This window comes from Niallia taxi (assembly GCF_004005475.1).
Classification (GTDB): domain Bacteria; phylum Bacillota; class Bacilli; order Bacillales; family Cytobacillaceae; genus Niallia; species Niallia taxi.
In genome coordinates this window covers 20,455-35,058 of the sequence record NZ_RZTZ01000002.1, presented here as the reverse complement: position 1 = coordinate 35,058, position 14,604 = coordinate 20,455, and the positions used below count along the sequence as shown (strand labels likewise).

The window sequence follows — 14,604 nt, the reverse complement described above, 5'->3', positions numbered from 1 at the left end:
TCACTTATACAATATAGCCTATAGATTTCAGCTGACTACGAATGAAATCCAACGCATAGTCAAACACTTCATCTCTTTCTGGTTCATTAAAAATTTCATGGAAGCACTGCGGCCATTCTTTATATCTCTTTTCAGATAATGGTACCATATTGAACCAGTTTTTTACCATTTTTTTATCGACGACGGAATCGTCTCCGCCTTGCATAACAAGAAGCGGCAAATCCTGCATTTTGTTTGCATTTGCAAAGGCTGCAGCCATAGAAATTATGAGTTCTCTATACCATCTTACAGACACTTTTGTGATATACAACGTATCATTACTGTCTATTTCCCTAATTTCTGCATTTCTAGTCGCCATATCAATTGTCAATCCTGTGTTCATGCGCAGTCTAGGCGCAACCTTGTTCAGGAGAATGGAAATAGCACTTAGCAGCTTCGGTGGATATTTCTTTAATCCCAAGCACGGTGATGATAAAATGACTCCGGCAATCTTTAGCTTTTCCTGCTGCAACAAACGAATGGAGGCTAAACCTCCTAAGCTGTGTGCAACTAGAAACACCGGTAAATCAAATTGATATGCTGCTTGAATCCAGTCTTTAATTTCTATCGTATATTCGCTGAATGAGTCGATATGTCCCCTGCTTGACCTTGTCGTCATGCCTTGGCCTGGGAGATCTCCCATGACGACATGAAAACCAGATAAGCGAAACATTTCAATAAGCCATCCATACCGGCGATGATGCTCCATGGCACCATGGACAATAACTATGACTGCTTTAGCTTCTCCTTCTGCTTCCCATTTCCACATAAAAAAACTCCCCCATTCGACTTATCACAGTATTGCTTCTTCTATTATGTAACACGTAAATACACTTTGACAAATTTTTAAATTAAACTTTAAACTTTATTCCCGATAATTTAAGGGAAATTAAAGGTTGCAGCAGTACTCTATATTTGATAGAAACACTATTTAATACAATAAATTGGTTTTTATATTATGCACTATCGGGAAAAGAAATATTAAAAAATAAACAGGAAGCGCCTCCTTGGACGAAAAAATATTTTTAATTCAAGAAAGTTCATTTCTTACTATTTATTTTCGCAAAAATTAACCGATAAATACTTATATAAGAAATAGGTGATGAAAATGAATACAAACGAAATAATACTCTATTCTGTTCTTGCTCTATTTTTCGTATTATTCCTTGTAGTTCAAAAAAGGCTTACTAAAATCATAAAAGCGCTCCTCTTTTCCTTAATTGCCATATTAGCTGGTATCAGCTTTTATGTATTAAATTTAGACGATTCTAAGAATTTCGCCTTCGCAAAAGAGCGGGTTGAAGAAGTAGCAAAGAAAACAAAAGAAAATATAGAAAAATTGAGTTCAGAAATAACGACTAAAGAATCTGTATTATTGGAGGCAACTGCTATTAATCAGCTGCCAGAGCTTCCTAGAGGCTGTGAAGTGACAGCTCTTGCCATGCTTTTGCAATATGCAGGAGTAAATGTAGATAAAATGACACTTGCAGAAGAGGTTACTAAAAATACTACAGCATATGAAGTTGTTAACGGCACTATTTATTATGGCAATCCTAATGATGGATTTGTCGGAGATATGTACTCCCTTGAAGGTCCGGGTCTAGGTGTTTATCACAAGCCAATTGCAGAGCTAGCGGAAAAGTATCTTCCAGGAGCAATCGTTGATTTCTCCGGTTCTGATTTCGATTCTGTAAAAGAGCAGCTTTCAGATGGCCGTCCAGTTTGGGTTATTACTACTTCCAAATTCAAGGAGCTTTCTGATGATAACTTCCGTACATGGGTAACTCCAAGCGGCACAATTGATGTCACTTACTCCGAGCATTCTGTCCTGATTACTGGCTATGACAAAGATTATGTTTACTTTAATGATCCATTGACAGGTGAACAAAACAAAAAAGCACCCATCGATGATTTTATCGCATCGTGGGTGCAGATGGGAAGCCAGGCAATTACTTACAGCAACTAACTTCCCTAATCCATTAATTAAACAAGTGTTTTCTCTTTCAAATATTCCTTTTCGAAGGAATATTTTTTTTCGATATAAACACTATGCCAAACCATAAACATTAATACAGTCCAGATTTTACGGCTATTGTCCGCTTTGCCTTGACAATGGTCTTCCAAAAGCTGCAAGACAACTGATTTGTTTAGTAAATGGTCTGTATCGCTTTCCTTAATAATTGTTTTTGCCCATTCGTTCATCTCATCCTTCAGCCAGTGACGAATTGGCACAGGGAAGCCTAGTTTCTTGCGTGTTAATACATGCTCAGGCACAAAGCTTTCCGCTGCTTTTCTTAAAATGTATTTGGTTGTTCCATTTGCAGTTTTCAAGCTTGAAGGTATTTTAGACGCAACATCAAATACAGCCTTATCTAAGAATGGCACGCGTAATTCAAGAGAGTGAGCCATTGTCATTTTATCTGCTTTTAGCAAGATGTCCCCTCTCATCCAAGTATGAATGTCAATGAACTGCATGCGGTCAACCGGATCATACCCTTTGCTTTCTTCATAAAGAGGTTTTGTAATATCTTTATAGTCGATATTTTTGTTATAGATAGACAGCAATTGCGATTTTTCACTTTCCGTGAACATTTTCGCATTTCCGATATATCTTTGCTCCATCGGTGTCACACCGCGTTCAATAAAGCTTTTTCCTTTAACACCTTCAGGAAGAATAGCTGCAATGGCACGCAACAAAGACTTACCGATTTTCGGGATTTTATTAAACACTTCTAGTGACTGTGGTTCACGGTAAATATTGTATCCGCCAAACAGCTCATCTGCTCCTTCTCCAGAAAGAACAACTGTTACATGTTTTCTAGCTTCCTGTGCAACAAAGTATAAAGGCACACAAGCTGGATCTGCAAGCGGATCATCCATATGCCACATAATTCTTGGAATTTCATTCATATATTCCTGTGGTGTAATGATGCGGCTGATGTTTTCTAAGCCAAGCTTATCTGCTGTTTCCTTCGCAACATCAATTTCACTGAAACCATTGTGCTCAAATCCGACAGAAAATGTTTTAATTCCAGGATGGAATTCTTTCGCAATACTTGCAATAATGGATGAATCAATTCCGCCTGAAAGGAAAGAACCAACCGGAACATCACTTCGCATATGCATTTTTACACTGTCAAACATCACGTCTTTTATTTCTTTAACGAAATCTGACTCTGATTTATTCACAGGCTTGAAAGATGCTCTCCAATAGCATTTGATATCCATTGGTTCACCAAGCTTCTTCGTGAAGTAATGACCTGGCTCCAGCTTGTTAATGCCCTCTGACATCGTACTAGTCTCTGGCACGAACTGATAAGTCATATAATGCTGTAGAGACTCATAGTTTAATACATCGCTTTCTAATGCCATAGCAATACTCTTTTTCTCAGATGCAAAATAAGTCTTTTCGCCATTATCATAATAGAAGAAAGGCTTAATTCCAAATGGGTCACGAGCACCATATAATGTTTTTTCCTGCTTGTCCCAAATAACAAATGCAAACATGCCGCGAAGCTTTTCAACAGCCTTTTCTTTTTCATGGCTGTATAGCGCAATGATAACTTCTGTATCTGAGTTAGTTTGGAAAGTTAGACCTGCCTTCACAAGCTCTTCTCTAATTTCAAGGTAGTTATAAACTTCCCCGTTAAAAATAATCCAATAGCGTTCATTTTCATATGTTAACGGCTGATGCCCTGATTCAATATCGATAATACTCAATCTTCTGAAGCCAAATTGAATATGCTCATCATAAAAATATCCTTCATCATCTGGTCCACGATGTGTAATAATTCTATTCATATTCGCAAATTGTTCTTTTTGCGCCTCTTGGAAGTTTTGCTCTTTTTCGTGTATACAACCTACAAAACCACACATATTGCTCACCTACTCCATTCTTCTCCTGCATAAAGGAGACAAAAATTACTGTTAGTATAAAGTTTTACTTTTATTCTTTAAATGTAATCCAAGCTATTTTAAAACATCGTTATGTTCTATTAGCAAATATTGACTATCATTTATATTTCACATTAATACATTATAGACGAAACTCTTGATAATTTTAAGAGCTAAAAACAAGTAAAATTTTCTACTGACTAATTAGACGAAAAAAGAAAGAAGGAGTTACACTTTATTTTCGTGCAACTCCTTCTTTTATTTACCAGCTACAGCTGTTTTTAATACATCTGATTTATCTGTACGTTCCCAAGGCAAATCAAGATCATTACGGCCGAAATGTCCGTATGCCGCCGTTTGTTTATAAATTGGGCGACGCAAGTCTAGCATCTTAATGATTCCTGCTGGGCGAAGATCAAAGTTTTCTCGAACCGCTTCTACCAGTACATCTTCCGATACAGTACCTGTTTTAAATGTGTCAATCGAAATAGAAACTGGTTGAGCAACACCGATTGCATATGCAAGCTGTACTTCAACCTTGTCAGCTAATCCTGCTGCAACGATGTTTTTCGCTACATAGCGTGCTGCATAAGCTGCCGAACGGTCCACTTTTGTTGGATCCTTACCAGAGAAAGCTCCACCGCCATGTCGTGCATATCCTCCGTATGTATCTACGATGATTTTTCTGCCTGTCAATCCTGCGTCACCTTGTGGTCCGCCAATAACAAAACGGCCTGTCGGATTAATGAAGTATTTTGTGTTTTCATCAATTAATTCTGCTGGAACAACTGGTTTAATAACATATTCTTTTATATTACGCTGAATTTGCTCCAAAGTTACTTCAGGGTGATGCTGTGTACTGATTACAATTGTATCAATTCTTACAGGCTTGTCATTTTCATCATATTCAACCGTAACTTGTGTTTTACCGTCTGGACGCAAATAAGGCAGGATTTCCTCTTTGCGCACTTCTGCCAATCTTCTTGAAAGCTTATGAGCCAAAGAGATTGGAAGAGGCATAAGTTCTTTTGTTTCATTGCAAGCAAAACCAAACATTAGACCTTGGTCTCCTGCGCCAATCGCTTCAATTTCTTCATCAGACATTGTACCTTCACGTGCTTCTAAAGCTTGATCAACACCTAAAGCAATATCTGCTGACTGCTCATCAATAGAAGTAAGCACTGCGCTCGTTTGTGCATCGAAACCGTATTTGGCACGAGTATAGCCAATTTCCTTAACTGTTTCTCTTACAATTTTCGGTATATCCACATATGTAGATGTAGTTATTTCTCCTGCAACTAAAACTAACCCTGTAGTCACAGATGTTTCTGCTGCAACACGGGCATTTGCATCTTTTGCTAGAATAGCGTCTAAAATCGCATCTGAAATTTGGTCACAGATTTTATCCGGATGACCTTCCGTTACCGATTCAGAAGTAAACAAGCGACGTTTTGATGACATCTGATTTCCTCCTTATTATAAGGCAAGCATAGTAAGAATGGTCTTTTCTATAGATTGCCCTCTAAATTGATACGGTACTCATTCCCTAGATAGTATGAAGTAAACACGGCGTTTTTATCCGAGAAGGGTAAGCCTTTGGCAAAAAACTTCTTTGTTCAAAAAACACACATGAAAATATACATTTTTTAAAAGATAATGGACCAAATTGCACACAAAAAACCTTTTCAATAGTGAAAAGGCTTCAAGCAAAATTGATTCGCACCTTTCACTCTTATCGTTCAAGGATATTTCCTTGCTTCAGGTTAGCACCTTTCCTAAGAGAACATGTCTGCCCCATCCATCTTTAATGAATGTTTCAGCCTATTTTCTTCACATAGTAGGTTGCTGGGTTTCATAGGGCCAGTCCCTCCACCAGCTCAGGATAAGAGAGTATCCGTTCAAGACTTCATAATATCTCAATCTTTTCATTAATGTCAATATATTTGTCCTTAATTAGTTGAATTTAATGCAATTAACTGGTAGGTAATTTTCGTCTTTCCTTCCGCCCATTCCAGTTTTTCAATGGAAGCAGTTCCAATCAATTCACCTTCGATTGTTTTTTTCACTTCTAAAGGAATATGCATAGGATATAATCGGTATGCTTCTTTCTCCAGCATAAACCAATTTTCCTCCAAGCGTATCTCTTTCCCTTTCGTAACGATCATTGTGTTTAATTCTAAGGGCATTCCCATATACTTTCCCTCCCTTTTTCTCATCTCTTTTATTTTACCAGCTTTTCAGCCTGTTTTTTCATCCAAGCGCATAAATTTTCTACTACCATTCGATTGACTTTTGGAGGAAAATAGTGAGTAAACTCAGGAAAATACCAAGTCTCAGCAGTTTTCCCTGACTTTTTCAGTCCTTCCTCCAGCCTTATGCTATGTTCAATCGAAACATTCTTATCCTGTATCCCATGAATAATTAAAGTAGGTGCATGAATCTTGTCCAAGTAATGAAGGGGCGTTCGTTCTTGAAAGCGCTCCGGGTATTTTGCTGGTGTACCGCCAATAACTCTTTTCATCATTCTTCGCAGATCCTTGCGCTCTTCATATGTCAGCACCATATCCGAAACACCACCCCATGTAACAATAGAAGCAACAGGACAATATATGCCGACAAATAAAGCCATAACACCGCCTCTAGAAAAACCGAAGACATGCACTCGCTCAACGCCAGGATAATATTTTAGAAGCTCGAATCCAGCAATAGCATCCTCTCTATCCTCACCCGCAAAATCTTCATTTCCGTCACCACCTTGATTTCCCCTGTAAAATGGCGCAAATACTATAAAGCCCTCTGCTGCAAATTGAACGATTCTTCCAGGTCTGACCTTACCGACATTTTTAATTCCGCCCCGTAAATATAGAAACCCATCTGTTATGTCCTGCTGTTTTGGGACAGCAAGTAAACCTTTCACTTTTAAGCCATTTACAGCATATGTGACTATATATAAATCGATGGAAGGGTTTGGGGAAGGAAATCTAGTTTGCTCCAAAATTTCTCCATTCAAGATAATCCCTCCTGCTTCGTTTTTTTATCTAATACCCCAAATTTTCTCCTGATAATTGCTTTTCCATTCTTTTAATACAGTAATCAAGGACTTTATCCTTCATGATAAAGCTATAGGAGTCCTGAAAACGTGCATCTAGTATGTTTCCTTCCAAAAGATAAGGCCCATCTGTTTCCAAATAGTTATCCCTTTCTAGAATGTCACCAATAGTAGCGAAAAAAACCGCTTTGACAAATGTTGATTCTTTTTCACAGACTTCATATTCACCAATCCACTCTATCTGGTCAATAATTCCTCCAGTTTCTTCCATCACTTCACGTCCAGCTGCTTCTATTAATGTTTCTCCAGCTTCAACCTTGCCGCCTGGAAATTCAATGCCTCTTGTCTTATGCTTTGTCAGTAGCCATTTTCCATGCCAAGTACAAATTACAAGCACATGTTTTGCTCGAAGGGAAAATGCTTCTTCCTCAAATGACAAATTCACCATCAATCCATTAATGTCATAAAATGTTTTCATCAATTGCCTCGCATTCACCAGTCTATTTTATTTTTGGTATGGAATATCTTTCAAATGATAGGGTATGTAACCATTATAAAGAAAAGGGATATAATAATGAAACTGAAAGCTGTAATTAAGATGTGGCGAAAATAGACATTCTCCGATATTATAGTAAGTATAATAAGTAAAGCGTTTACATTTTAACAGATAAAGTTATACCATTGGAGGGAATGGAATATGAAATTGGTCGATGAGTTATATAACTTATACAAAAATAAGCTGACAGGCGATGAAGAAGATATTGATATGCTCGCATTTGCCTTTTTAGAGGAGATGTCCAGAGATGACCTTCTTCATATTATTCAGGAATTAAATGAACAGGAACTATATGATTTGATGGGATTATACTTAATTGAAAGCCTTAAAGGAAAATTTGCCAGAGACGATTATCGTCAGCAGGGACAGACGCTGTTTACACAAAGGAATTTGCATTAACACTTATTGGCACAAAAAAGACAAGTTCCAGGAAGGAGCTTGTCTTTTTGCGTTTAATTATACTTGTGTTTTTGCTTGCTGATGCTTTTGAAAAAATGTGAGAATACGCTTATAAACAGCAATTTCATTTTCTTTTTTTGAGAATCCATGCCCTTCATCTTCCAAAAGCATATACTCTACCTCTCTGCCAAGCTGTCTTAAGGCTTCTACTATCTGGTCTGATTCTTCTTTAACCACCCTTGGGTCATTAGCTCCTTGTATAACTAGCATCGGTCTTGTCATTCCATCTAAATAGGTGATTGGTGAGTATTCAATAAGCTTTTCTTTATCCTGAACCGGGTTTCCGACCCATTTGTCCATAACAGGCTTCCAGTCCTCAGGGACAGATTTAATGAAGGAAAATAAATCGGAAGGTCCAAATATATCAACGACAGCTTTAAAATAATCAGCATGCCTACCGTGCAGCAGCAAAGCCATATAACCACCATAACTGCCGCCCATTAGCAGTATCTCGCCTTTTTCTCCATACCCATTTTCATAAAAGAAAGACCATAGCCAAATGACCCTCTGAAGTTAGGTGCAAAAATACTATAGCCATTATTTAAGAAAAACTGGAAGGCTGCACGAAATGATTTCCGTTCAGAGGCTTGCGGCCCTCCATGTGGCCAGAAAATGATTTCACCATTTGCTTGCTCCGCATTTGCTTTAAAAAACAGTGCTTCGATTTCTAATCCATCAAAGGAAGTATAGTTCACCACTTCCGGCTCAATCAATTCAGATTCTGAAACTCCAGGTACTTGATAATTCGTGAGCTGCACCCAGCCCTCATCAGTCCGTTTGTAAATGTTTTGCGGCTTAGTTGCACTTCTTCCAAGCAAGTATACTGCGCCTGATTTTCCGACAGTTATTTTTTCAATGACACTGCAGGGTGTTTCCTCAACAGTCCATGACTCCTTCCGTAAATCATAGCAATAAAGACCATCTTCAACCCCTTTATTACTAACAGCATAAAGCAGTTTCTGCTCTTTATCATATACAAGTGAGCCAAAGCCTTCCTTGTTTAATTCTTTCACTTTATTAAATTGATTAGTATCAAGATTAAAGGAGGCAAGATAGGTAAAATCAGCTTCGTAATCTGTCAGCAAATAGATAAGCCTATCTGTTACAAATACTGCATCACTGACGGTATGCTGCAGTTCTGCATTCGGAGTCAGCAATTTCATTTCTTCCTTATCCTTTGCATACATGAGAGTATATGTATTAGACAAATGCTTAAAGTATAACTGAACTGTTTCATCAGAACTTATCCCAAAGAAGTATGTAGTTGCCTCTTTCCCCTCTGAAATTAAAGAATCCTCACCAGTTTCAAGGTCGTGGCAATAGGCGTTTAAATAGGTGGGATTGCCATTGGAGGAGCTATAAAACAATTTTTTCCCATCTTCTGATAAAATGGGGAAGAAGTTACGTGTGCCTTCATTATAAACAACAGCCTTTAAGCTTCCTCCATGTGGTGGAAGTGCATAAAATTGTGTATTCTCATCACCATCATTATCAAATCCGGCAATGATAAATCGGCCCTTTTTATCGAAAACAAGTTCTTGGCAGCTTTGATTATTAAATGTTAAAGGAACCGGAAAAGTACTTGGTAATTGCAGCGACCATAAATTATATTTCCCGCTCAAATTAGTGCTGAACACAAGTTGGTTTTCATCAGGACTAACCGCGAAATCATCAATTGCATACGATCTTAAGAACTGTTCTACATCTGGCTTAGAGAAATCCATTCTTATCTCACTCCGTATCCTTATATATTTGTTCACTACTGATTATTACACAACTATAATTCTGATTATTCTAAATATAATAGCTGATATTTTTCAAAAAAAATACGACAGCCCATAAAGGCTAAAGTTTTATTTTCGAAAATTTTTATTGCTTTATTATTACTACTTTTGCCAAATGCTTGTATCGTTTAATATTGGCTTTTGGAGGGAAGATTATATAGGAACAAAATAGTTTCCACTGCGTTCGTTATCACCTATAATGAAACAGAATCTTCTACTTACCTCTATTTTTTTCCTTTGTCGCTTCCTTTAGATAAGACAAATGGGTTATTCATTTAAAAGACAAAAGGTTGAAAGGGATTGTTCTATGCACGTATACACCATTTTACTTAGTACGATTATCTTACTTAATATTATCTTCGCTTTCCTTGTTATTTTCTTTGAAAGAAAAGATCCTATTGCTACATGGGCTTGGCTCATGGTTTTGACCTTTATCCCTATTCTCGGATTTATCTTATATCTTCTTATTGGCCAAAACTTGCGAAATCGAAAGATGTTTCAATGGGATGAAAGAAAGAAGCTTGGAATCGAACAAGTACTTGCGTCTCAATTATTGCAAATTAGCTCTAATCAATTGCGGACGACAAATAATGTAATCAAAAAAAACCAAGATCTTATTTATATGAATTTGTTCAATAATGATGCAGTCTTAACGGAAAATAACGCTGTCGATATTTTTACAGACGGGAAAGAAAAGTTTGATCAATTGCTGCTTGACATAAAGGCTGCGAAGAAATCAATCCATCTCCAATATTATATTTTTAAAAATGACGGTATTGGCTCAAAATTAATAACTGCGTTAACAGAGAAGGCAAAAGAAGGTCTTGAGGTTAGGCTTTTGTATGATGAGCTCGGCTCTAGAACCTTACGAAAGCGAGCTTTTAAGGAATTAACAGCAGCAGGCGGAAAGGTTGCCGTTTTCTTCCCAAGTAAATTTCATTTGATTAATTTACGTATGAATTACCGTAATCACCGCAAGCTTGCGATTATTGACGGACAAACTGGCTATATCGGCGGCTTTAATGTTGGAGATGAATATTTGGGGCTTAATCCGAAATTCGGCTACTGGCGAGACACACATTTACGGATTGTCGGTACTGCCATTTATGCTATCCAGACAAGATTTATCCTGGATTGGAATCAGGCTGCGCCACACCATGAAATTCATTACTCACCAGACTATTTCCCTGGCAAACTTGACGAAATTGTCGGCAATATAGGAATGCAGATCGTTTCCAGTGGTCCTAATTCAGAATGGGAGCAAATTAAAAATGGCTATATTAAAATGATTACTGCCGCCAAGGAATCTGTTTTCATTCAAACACCTTATTTCATCCCAGATACAAGCTTGCTGGACACTTTACGGATTGCCGCACTATCTGGTGTTGATGTCAAAATCATGATTCCTAACAAGCCTGACCATATGTTTGTATACTGGGCCACTTACTCTTATATTGGCGAAATGCTAAAGGCAGGAGCTAAGGTGTATATTTATGAAAATGGCTTTATACATGCAAAAACATTGCTTGTGGACAGTAAAATCAGCTCTGTCGGCACTGCTAATATCGACATGAGAAGCTTTCGTCTTAACTTCGAGGTAAACGCATTTATATATAGTGAGGAAATATCCACAACACTCACAAACGGCTTCCTCGAAGACATGAAATTATGTACTCCCCTGACATTGGACAGCTATTCAAAAAGATCATTATGGATTAAATTTAAGGAATCATTCTCTAGATTATTAAGTCCTTTGTTATAAAAAAAGAGATGCTGAATTTTTCAGCATCTCTTTTTTTTATGGGAAAACTTGCTTCAAGTCTTCCTTGCTTTGTTTTAGCCAAAATTGCATTAGCTTTTTTGCACCTTCTAAGTCATGAAGTTTTGCTTGACCGCATTGTGTTTCATTCGCAGCAGGAATTTCTGTAATTTCTATTGCTGTTTTCATCGTAGCTTCAAGCAAATCAATAATTTCTTCCACAGTCGGCTCACCACTAACAACTAAATAATAGCCAGTTTGGCAGCCCATTGGCGAAATATCAATAATATCAAAGTGATCATATTTTTCAACATGTGCACGAAGATTAAAGGCAAGCAAATGCTCTAATGTGTGAATAACATCAGGCTTCATTGCCTGTTTATTTGGCTGGCAAAAACGAATATCGTATTTATTAACAACTCCGTCGCTTCCTACCTTGTGGACACCACAGTGTCTTACATAAGGAGCTTTCACGGCATTATGATCTAATTCAAAGCTTTCAACTGAAGGCATTTAAGTCATCCCCTTTTTTTTCGTTACTTCATTATAACGTAAAACCCGAGTATTTTCATCAACTTAATTATATTATATTTTTCCAGCACAATAATGTTCTTATCTTGAAGTGCTGACATTTTCATCTCAAATGCCATCATGCTATACTGTCTTCATTAAGCATTAAATTAGGAGTGCTATACATGATAAGCAAACTTTTCATCTTAATCATTCGTTTTTATCAAAAGGCAATTTCACCGCTAACCCCGCCTTCGTGCCGCTTTTATCCTACCTGTTCCTCCTATGGATTAGAGGCTATCAAAAAGCATGGCGCTTGGAAGGGTGGTTTTTTAACAATACGGCGTATTTCCAAATGCCATCCATTTCATCCAGGCGGGGTTGATCCAGTCCCAGAGGAGTGGCCGCATAAAAAGAATCATTCCCCTAATTAAGCCTTATAGCCATCGACAACAAGGTCGAGCTTGCCTGTTTTAGGGTCAATTACTAAGCCATGAACAGGAACCTTTGGTGGAAGAAGGGGATGATTCTTCACCATTTTCACACTATGTGACACACTTTCTTCAACAGAACTAAAGCCTGTCAGCCATTTGTCTAAGTCCATGCCAGAGTTCTCTAACGTGCTGATAGTATCCTCCGAAATTCCTCTATCCTTCATTTTATCCAGCATAGAGTCATAATTTAATGCACTCATTCCACAATCATGATGTCCGATAATCATCACTTCATCTGCCTTTAATTCATAAACAGCCACTAGAATGCTTCGCATGATACTTCCGAAAGGATGCACTACCATTGCGCCAGCATTTTTTACCAGCTTTACATCACCATTAGAAAGATTTAAAGCATGTGGCAATAGCTCAAGAAGTCTTGTGTCCATACAAGTTAAAATAACCATCTTTTTATTAGGGAATTTCGTCGTTATATAACGCTCATATTTGTTTTCTGCTACAAATTCTTCGTTAAAAGTTAAAATATCATTTAATAATGTCATTCTCTTATCTCCTATCTTTCTGGTCTATGTTTTATTAATGCCTCTATATTATATAGTAAAAAAAAAATCTTTTGAAGACCACCTCCAATAACAACTCAATTCCTGTATACAGGTAAGCTTACATAATTCCGCCAATTCCTGAAAATACTAACAGCAGTAAATGCAATATAGAAGGAAAGGATAGATATTAATGGATCATCTAGTTACTGCTCGAAGTATGTTCGGGATGACGATGGGATTTCACATCATATTCGCGACAATTGGTGTCGGTTTGCCTTTAATGATGTTAGTAGCAGAAATTCTTTATCAAAGAAAGAAGGACCTTGACTATGTCATTATGGCAAAAAGATGGACAAAGACATTCGGGATTCTGCTAGGTGTCGGCATCCCTACAGGAACAATTGCAGGTCTACAGCTTTCCCTTTTATGGCCAGGTTTTATGAAAGTAATTGGGGAAGTAATGGCCTTACCGTTTCAAATTGAAATCTACGCTTTTTTCATAGAAGCATTATTTATGTCCATCTATGTATATGCTGCCGAAAGGATTCCACCATGGGCAAGAATCATCAGTCTTATTCTTGTTGCGATCGGCGCCTTAGCTTCGGCTATTCTGATTACAAATGTTCATGCATTTGAAGGTACTCCACAAGGATTTAATATGAATAACGGGGAAATAACAGACGTAGATCCATGGAAGGCATTCTTTAATCCTACTTTCTTTGTTTCAGCAGGACATGTCGCAATGAGTGCGTACACTACAGGAGCTTTTGTTGTCGCAGCTGTTTCCGCAGTGAAGATGATGAAGCAGCCGTTTGGCTCGCGAATTTTTCAGTTCCATCAAAAGGCATTAGTATTAAGCCTTGCAGTTGGTGCTGTATTTTCCTTACTTACTGCGTTAAATGGGCATGAATCTGCACAAAAGCTGTACGAATATCAACCAGAAAAGCTGGCAGCTGCAGAAGGTCTTTTTGAAACACAATCCCATGCTCCACTTGCTATTGGGGGCTTCACTGACAAGGAGAACAAGGAAATTGTCGGTGCTATTGAAATACCTTGGGCGCTTAGTTTCTTGGCAGGTAACAGCTTCGATACAGTAGTAACAGGCTTAAACGATTTCCCTGAGGATTATTGGCCGCCGCTTTATATACATACGCTATTTAATGCGATGGTTGGAATAGGCTCGTTTTTAATTTTGCTTTCCTTCGCTTCCTTAGCATGGAAATACCTGTTGAAAAAGGAACGGTTCCCCAAGTTTTTAATGTGGATATTTGTGGCATCAGGACCACTTGCTATTTTAAGTATTGAATGCGGTTGGATTTTTGCATGTACAGGACGGCAGCCTTGGACGATTTATCGGAAGCTATCAACAGCAGACTCTGTTACGACCTCTGGTAACCTTCCATTACTGTTTTTCTCTTTTATGATTGTTTATATCATTCTTGGGGTAACCGTTTCGTTAGTGCTCATCTATTACTTCCGTAAAAACACGGTACTGAAAGACTTAAATGCTGCAAAGGAAAAAGAGATCCCACTGTTTGGATCTAACAGTTAAGGAGTGGT

The 14,604-nt window shown here is 37.8% G+C and carries 15 protein-coding genes and 1 riboswitch; of the genes, 5 read left to right on the top strand and 10 right to left on the bottom strand.

The window, feature by feature from the left end:
• Nucleotides 1-4: 4 nt before the first annotated feature.
• Nucleotides 5-808, bottom strand: coding sequence for an alpha/beta hydrolase (locus EM808_RS05080; protein ID WP_127736866.1), 804 nt, complete (start codon nt 806-808; stop codon nt 5-7).
• Nucleotides 809-1,147: 339 nt separating this feature from the next.
• Here EM808_RS05080 and EM808_RS05075 point away from each other — a divergent pair, with 339 nt between their 5' ends.
• The gene (locus EM808_RS05075) at nt 1,148-2,005 is read left to right on the top strand and encodes a C39 family peptidase (protein WP_127736863.1); all 858 of its coding nucleotides are present in this window, start codon (nt 1,148-1,150) and stop codon (nt 2,003-2,005) included.
• A gap of 17 nt (nt 2,006-2,022) precedes the next feature.
• Here EM808_RS05075 and asnB read toward each other — a convergent pair whose 3' ends face one another.
• From asnB to ytkD, 5 genes are all read right to left on the bottom strand, one after another.
• Nucleotides 2,023-3,915 (bottom strand): asparagine synthase (glutamine-hydrolyzing), encoded by a 1,893-nt coding sequence (gene asnB / locus EM808_RS05070; RefSeq protein WP_127736860.1) that lies wholly within the window; start codon nt 3,913-3,915, stop codon nt 2,023-2,025.
• Between the two features lie 276 nt (nt 3,916-4,191).
• On the bottom strand, nt 4,192-5,394 hold the full coding sequence (metK, locus tag EM808_RS05065) for a methionine adenosyltransferase (RefSeq protein ID WP_127736856.1): 1,203 nt from the start codon (nt 5,392-5,394) through the stop codon (nt 4,192-4,194).
• A 268-nt stretch (nt 5,395-5,662) separates the two neighbouring features.
• Nucleotides 5,663-5,822: riboswitch (SAM riboswitch) on the bottom strand.
• A gap of 60 nt (nt 5,823-5,882) precedes the next feature.
• Entirely contained in the window at nt 5,883-6,125 is a 243-nt protein-coding gene (locus EM808_RS05060) for a DUF2584 domain-containing protein (RefSeq protein WP_127736852.1), read from the bottom strand.
• 29 nt (nt 6,126-6,154) lie between these two features.
• A complete protein-coding gene (locus tag EM808_RS05055; RefSeq protein ID WP_127736849.1) occupies nt 6,155-6,946 on the bottom strand; it encodes an alpha/beta hydrolase family protein in 792 nt (263 codons plus the stop codon).
• 25 nt (nt 6,947-6,971) lie between these two features.
• Nucleotides 6,972-7,460 (bottom strand): RNA deprotection pyrophosphohydrolase, encoded by a 489-nt coding sequence (ytkD, locus tag EM808_RS05050; protein WP_127736816.1) that lies wholly within the window; start codon nt 7,458-7,460, stop codon nt 6,972-6,974.
• A 219-nt stretch (nt 7,461-7,679) separates the two neighbouring features.
• Between ytkD and EM808_RS05045 the strand changes: the two genes are divergently transcribed.
• Nucleotides 7,680-7,937, top strand: coding sequence for a DUF6154 family protein (locus EM808_RS05045; RefSeq protein ID WP_127736813.1), 258 nt, complete (start codon nt 7,680-7,682; stop codon nt 7,935-7,937).
• Between the two features lie 57 nt (nt 7,938-7,994).
• Here the strand turns inward: EM808_RS05045 and EM808_RS29740 are convergent, their stop codons facing one another.
• Together EM808_RS29740 and EM808_RS05040 are read right to left on the bottom strand one after the other, a co-directional pair.
• The gene (locus tag EM808_RS29740) at nt 7,995-8,438 is read right to left on the bottom strand and encodes an alpha/beta hydrolase family protein (RefSeq protein ID WP_412973738.1); all 444 of its coding nucleotides are present in this window, start codon (nt 8,436-8,438) and stop codon (nt 7,995-7,997) included.
• Nucleotides 8,438-9,721, bottom strand: coding sequence for a S9 family peptidase (locus EM808_RS05040; RefSeq protein ID WP_412973737.1), 1,284 nt, complete (start codon nt 9,719-9,721; stop codon nt 8,438-8,440). Before EM808_RS05040 ends, EM808_RS29740 begins: the two co-directional genes overlap by 1 nt.
• Before the next feature lie 367 nt (nt 9,722-10,088).
• On the opposite strand from EM808_RS05040, the gene cls reads away from it, so the two are divergent.
• Nucleotides 10,089-11,543 carry a cardiolipin synthase gene (gene cls, locus EM808_RS05035; protein ID WP_127736810.1) on the top strand — a complete coding sequence of 485 codons (1,455 nt, stop codon included), beginning with the start codon at nt 10,089-10,091 and terminating at the stop codon, nt 11,541-11,543.
• A 36-nt stretch (nt 11,544-11,579) separates the two neighbouring features.
• On the opposite strand, the gene EM808_RS05030 is transcribed toward cls, so the two are convergent.
• Nucleotides 11,580-12,053, bottom strand: coding sequence for an S-ribosylhomocysteine lyase (locus EM808_RS05030; protein WP_127736807.1), 474 nt, complete (start codon nt 12,051-12,053; stop codon nt 11,580-11,582).
• A 182-nt stretch (nt 12,054-12,235) separates the two neighbouring features.
• Here EM808_RS05030 and yidD point away from each other — a divergent pair, with 182 nt between their 5' ends.
• Entirely contained in the window at nt 12,236-12,484 is a 249-nt protein-coding gene (yidD, locus tag EM808_RS05025) for a membrane protein insertion efficiency factor YidD (RefSeq protein ID WP_285849480.1), read from the top strand.
• Here yidD and EM808_RS05020 read toward each other — a convergent pair.
• Nucleotides 12,481-13,044 carry a beta-class carbonic anhydrase gene (locus EM808_RS05020; RefSeq protein WP_127736804.1) on the bottom strand — a complete coding sequence of 188 codons (564 nt, stop codon included), beginning with the start codon at nt 13,042-13,044 and terminating at the stop codon, nt 12,481-12,483. The genes yidD and EM808_RS05020 overlap by 4 nt on opposite strands.
• 190 nt (nt 13,045-13,234) lie before the next feature.
• On the opposite strand from EM808_RS05020, the gene EM808_RS05015 reads away from it, so the two are divergent.
• The gene (locus EM808_RS05015; RefSeq protein WP_127736801.1) at nt 13,235-14,596 is read left to right on the top strand and encodes a cytochrome ubiquinol oxidase subunit I; all 1,362 of its coding nucleotides are present in this window, start codon (nt 13,235-13,237) and stop codon (nt 14,594-14,596) included.
• The last annotated feature ends 8 nt before the right edge of the window (nt 14,597-14,604 follow it).

Excerpts from the sequence above, each read along its gene's own strand:
- EM808_RS05015 (WP_127736801.1), top strand. The coding sequence starts at position 13,235 with ATGGATCATCTAGTTACTGCTCGAAGTATGTTCGGGATGACGATGGGA.
- metK (WP_127736856.1), bottom strand. The coding sequence starts at position 5,394 with ATGTCATCAAAACGTCGCTTGTTTACTTCTGAATCGGTAACGGAAGGT.
- EM808_RS05060 (WP_127736852.1), bottom strand. The coding sequence starts at position 6,125 with ATGGGAATGCCCTTAGAATTAAACACAATGATCGTTACGAAAGGGAAA.
- EM808_RS29740 (WP_412973738.1), bottom strand. The coding sequence starts at position 8,438 with ATGGGCGGCAGTTATGGTGGTTATATGGCTTTGCTGCTGCACGGTAGG.
- EM808_RS05045 (WP_127736813.1), top strand. The coding sequence starts at position 7,680 with ATGAAATTGGTCGATGAGTTATATAACTTATACAAAAATAAGCTGACA.
- ytkD (WP_127736816.1), bottom strand. The coding sequence starts at position 7,460 with ATGAAAACATTTTATGACATTAATGGATTGATGGTGAATTTGTCATTT.
- asnB (WP_127736860.1), bottom strand. The coding sequence starts at position 3,915 with ATGTGTGGTTTTGTAGGTTGTATACACGAAAAAGAGCAAAACTTCCAA.
- cls (WP_127736810.1), top strand. The coding sequence starts at position 10,089 with ATGCACGTATACACCATTTTACTTAGTACGATTATCTTACTTAATATT.
- EM808_RS05080 (WP_127736866.1), bottom strand. The coding sequence starts at position 808 with ATGTGGAAATGGGAAGCAGAAGGAGAAGCTAAAGCAGTCATAGTTATT.
- EM808_RS05040 (WP_412973737.1), bottom strand. The coding sequence starts at position 9,721 with ATGGATTTCTCTAAGCCAGATGTAGAACAGTTCTTAAGATCGTATGCA.
- EM808_RS05030 (WP_127736807.1), bottom strand. The coding sequence starts at position 12,053 with ATGCCTTCAGTTGAAAGCTTTGAATTAGATCATAATGCCGTGAAAGCT.
- EM808_RS05020 (WP_127736804.1), bottom strand. The coding sequence starts at position 13,044 with ATGACATTATTAAATGATATTTTAACTTTTAACGAAGAATTTGTAGCA.
- yidD (WP_285849480.1), top strand. The coding sequence starts at position 12,236 with ATGATAAGCAAACTTTTCATCTTAATCATTCGTTTTTATCAAAAGGCA.
- EM808_RS05075 (WP_127736863.1), top strand. The coding sequence starts at position 1,148 with ATGAATACAAACGAAATAATACTCTATTCTGTTCTTGCTCTATTTTTC.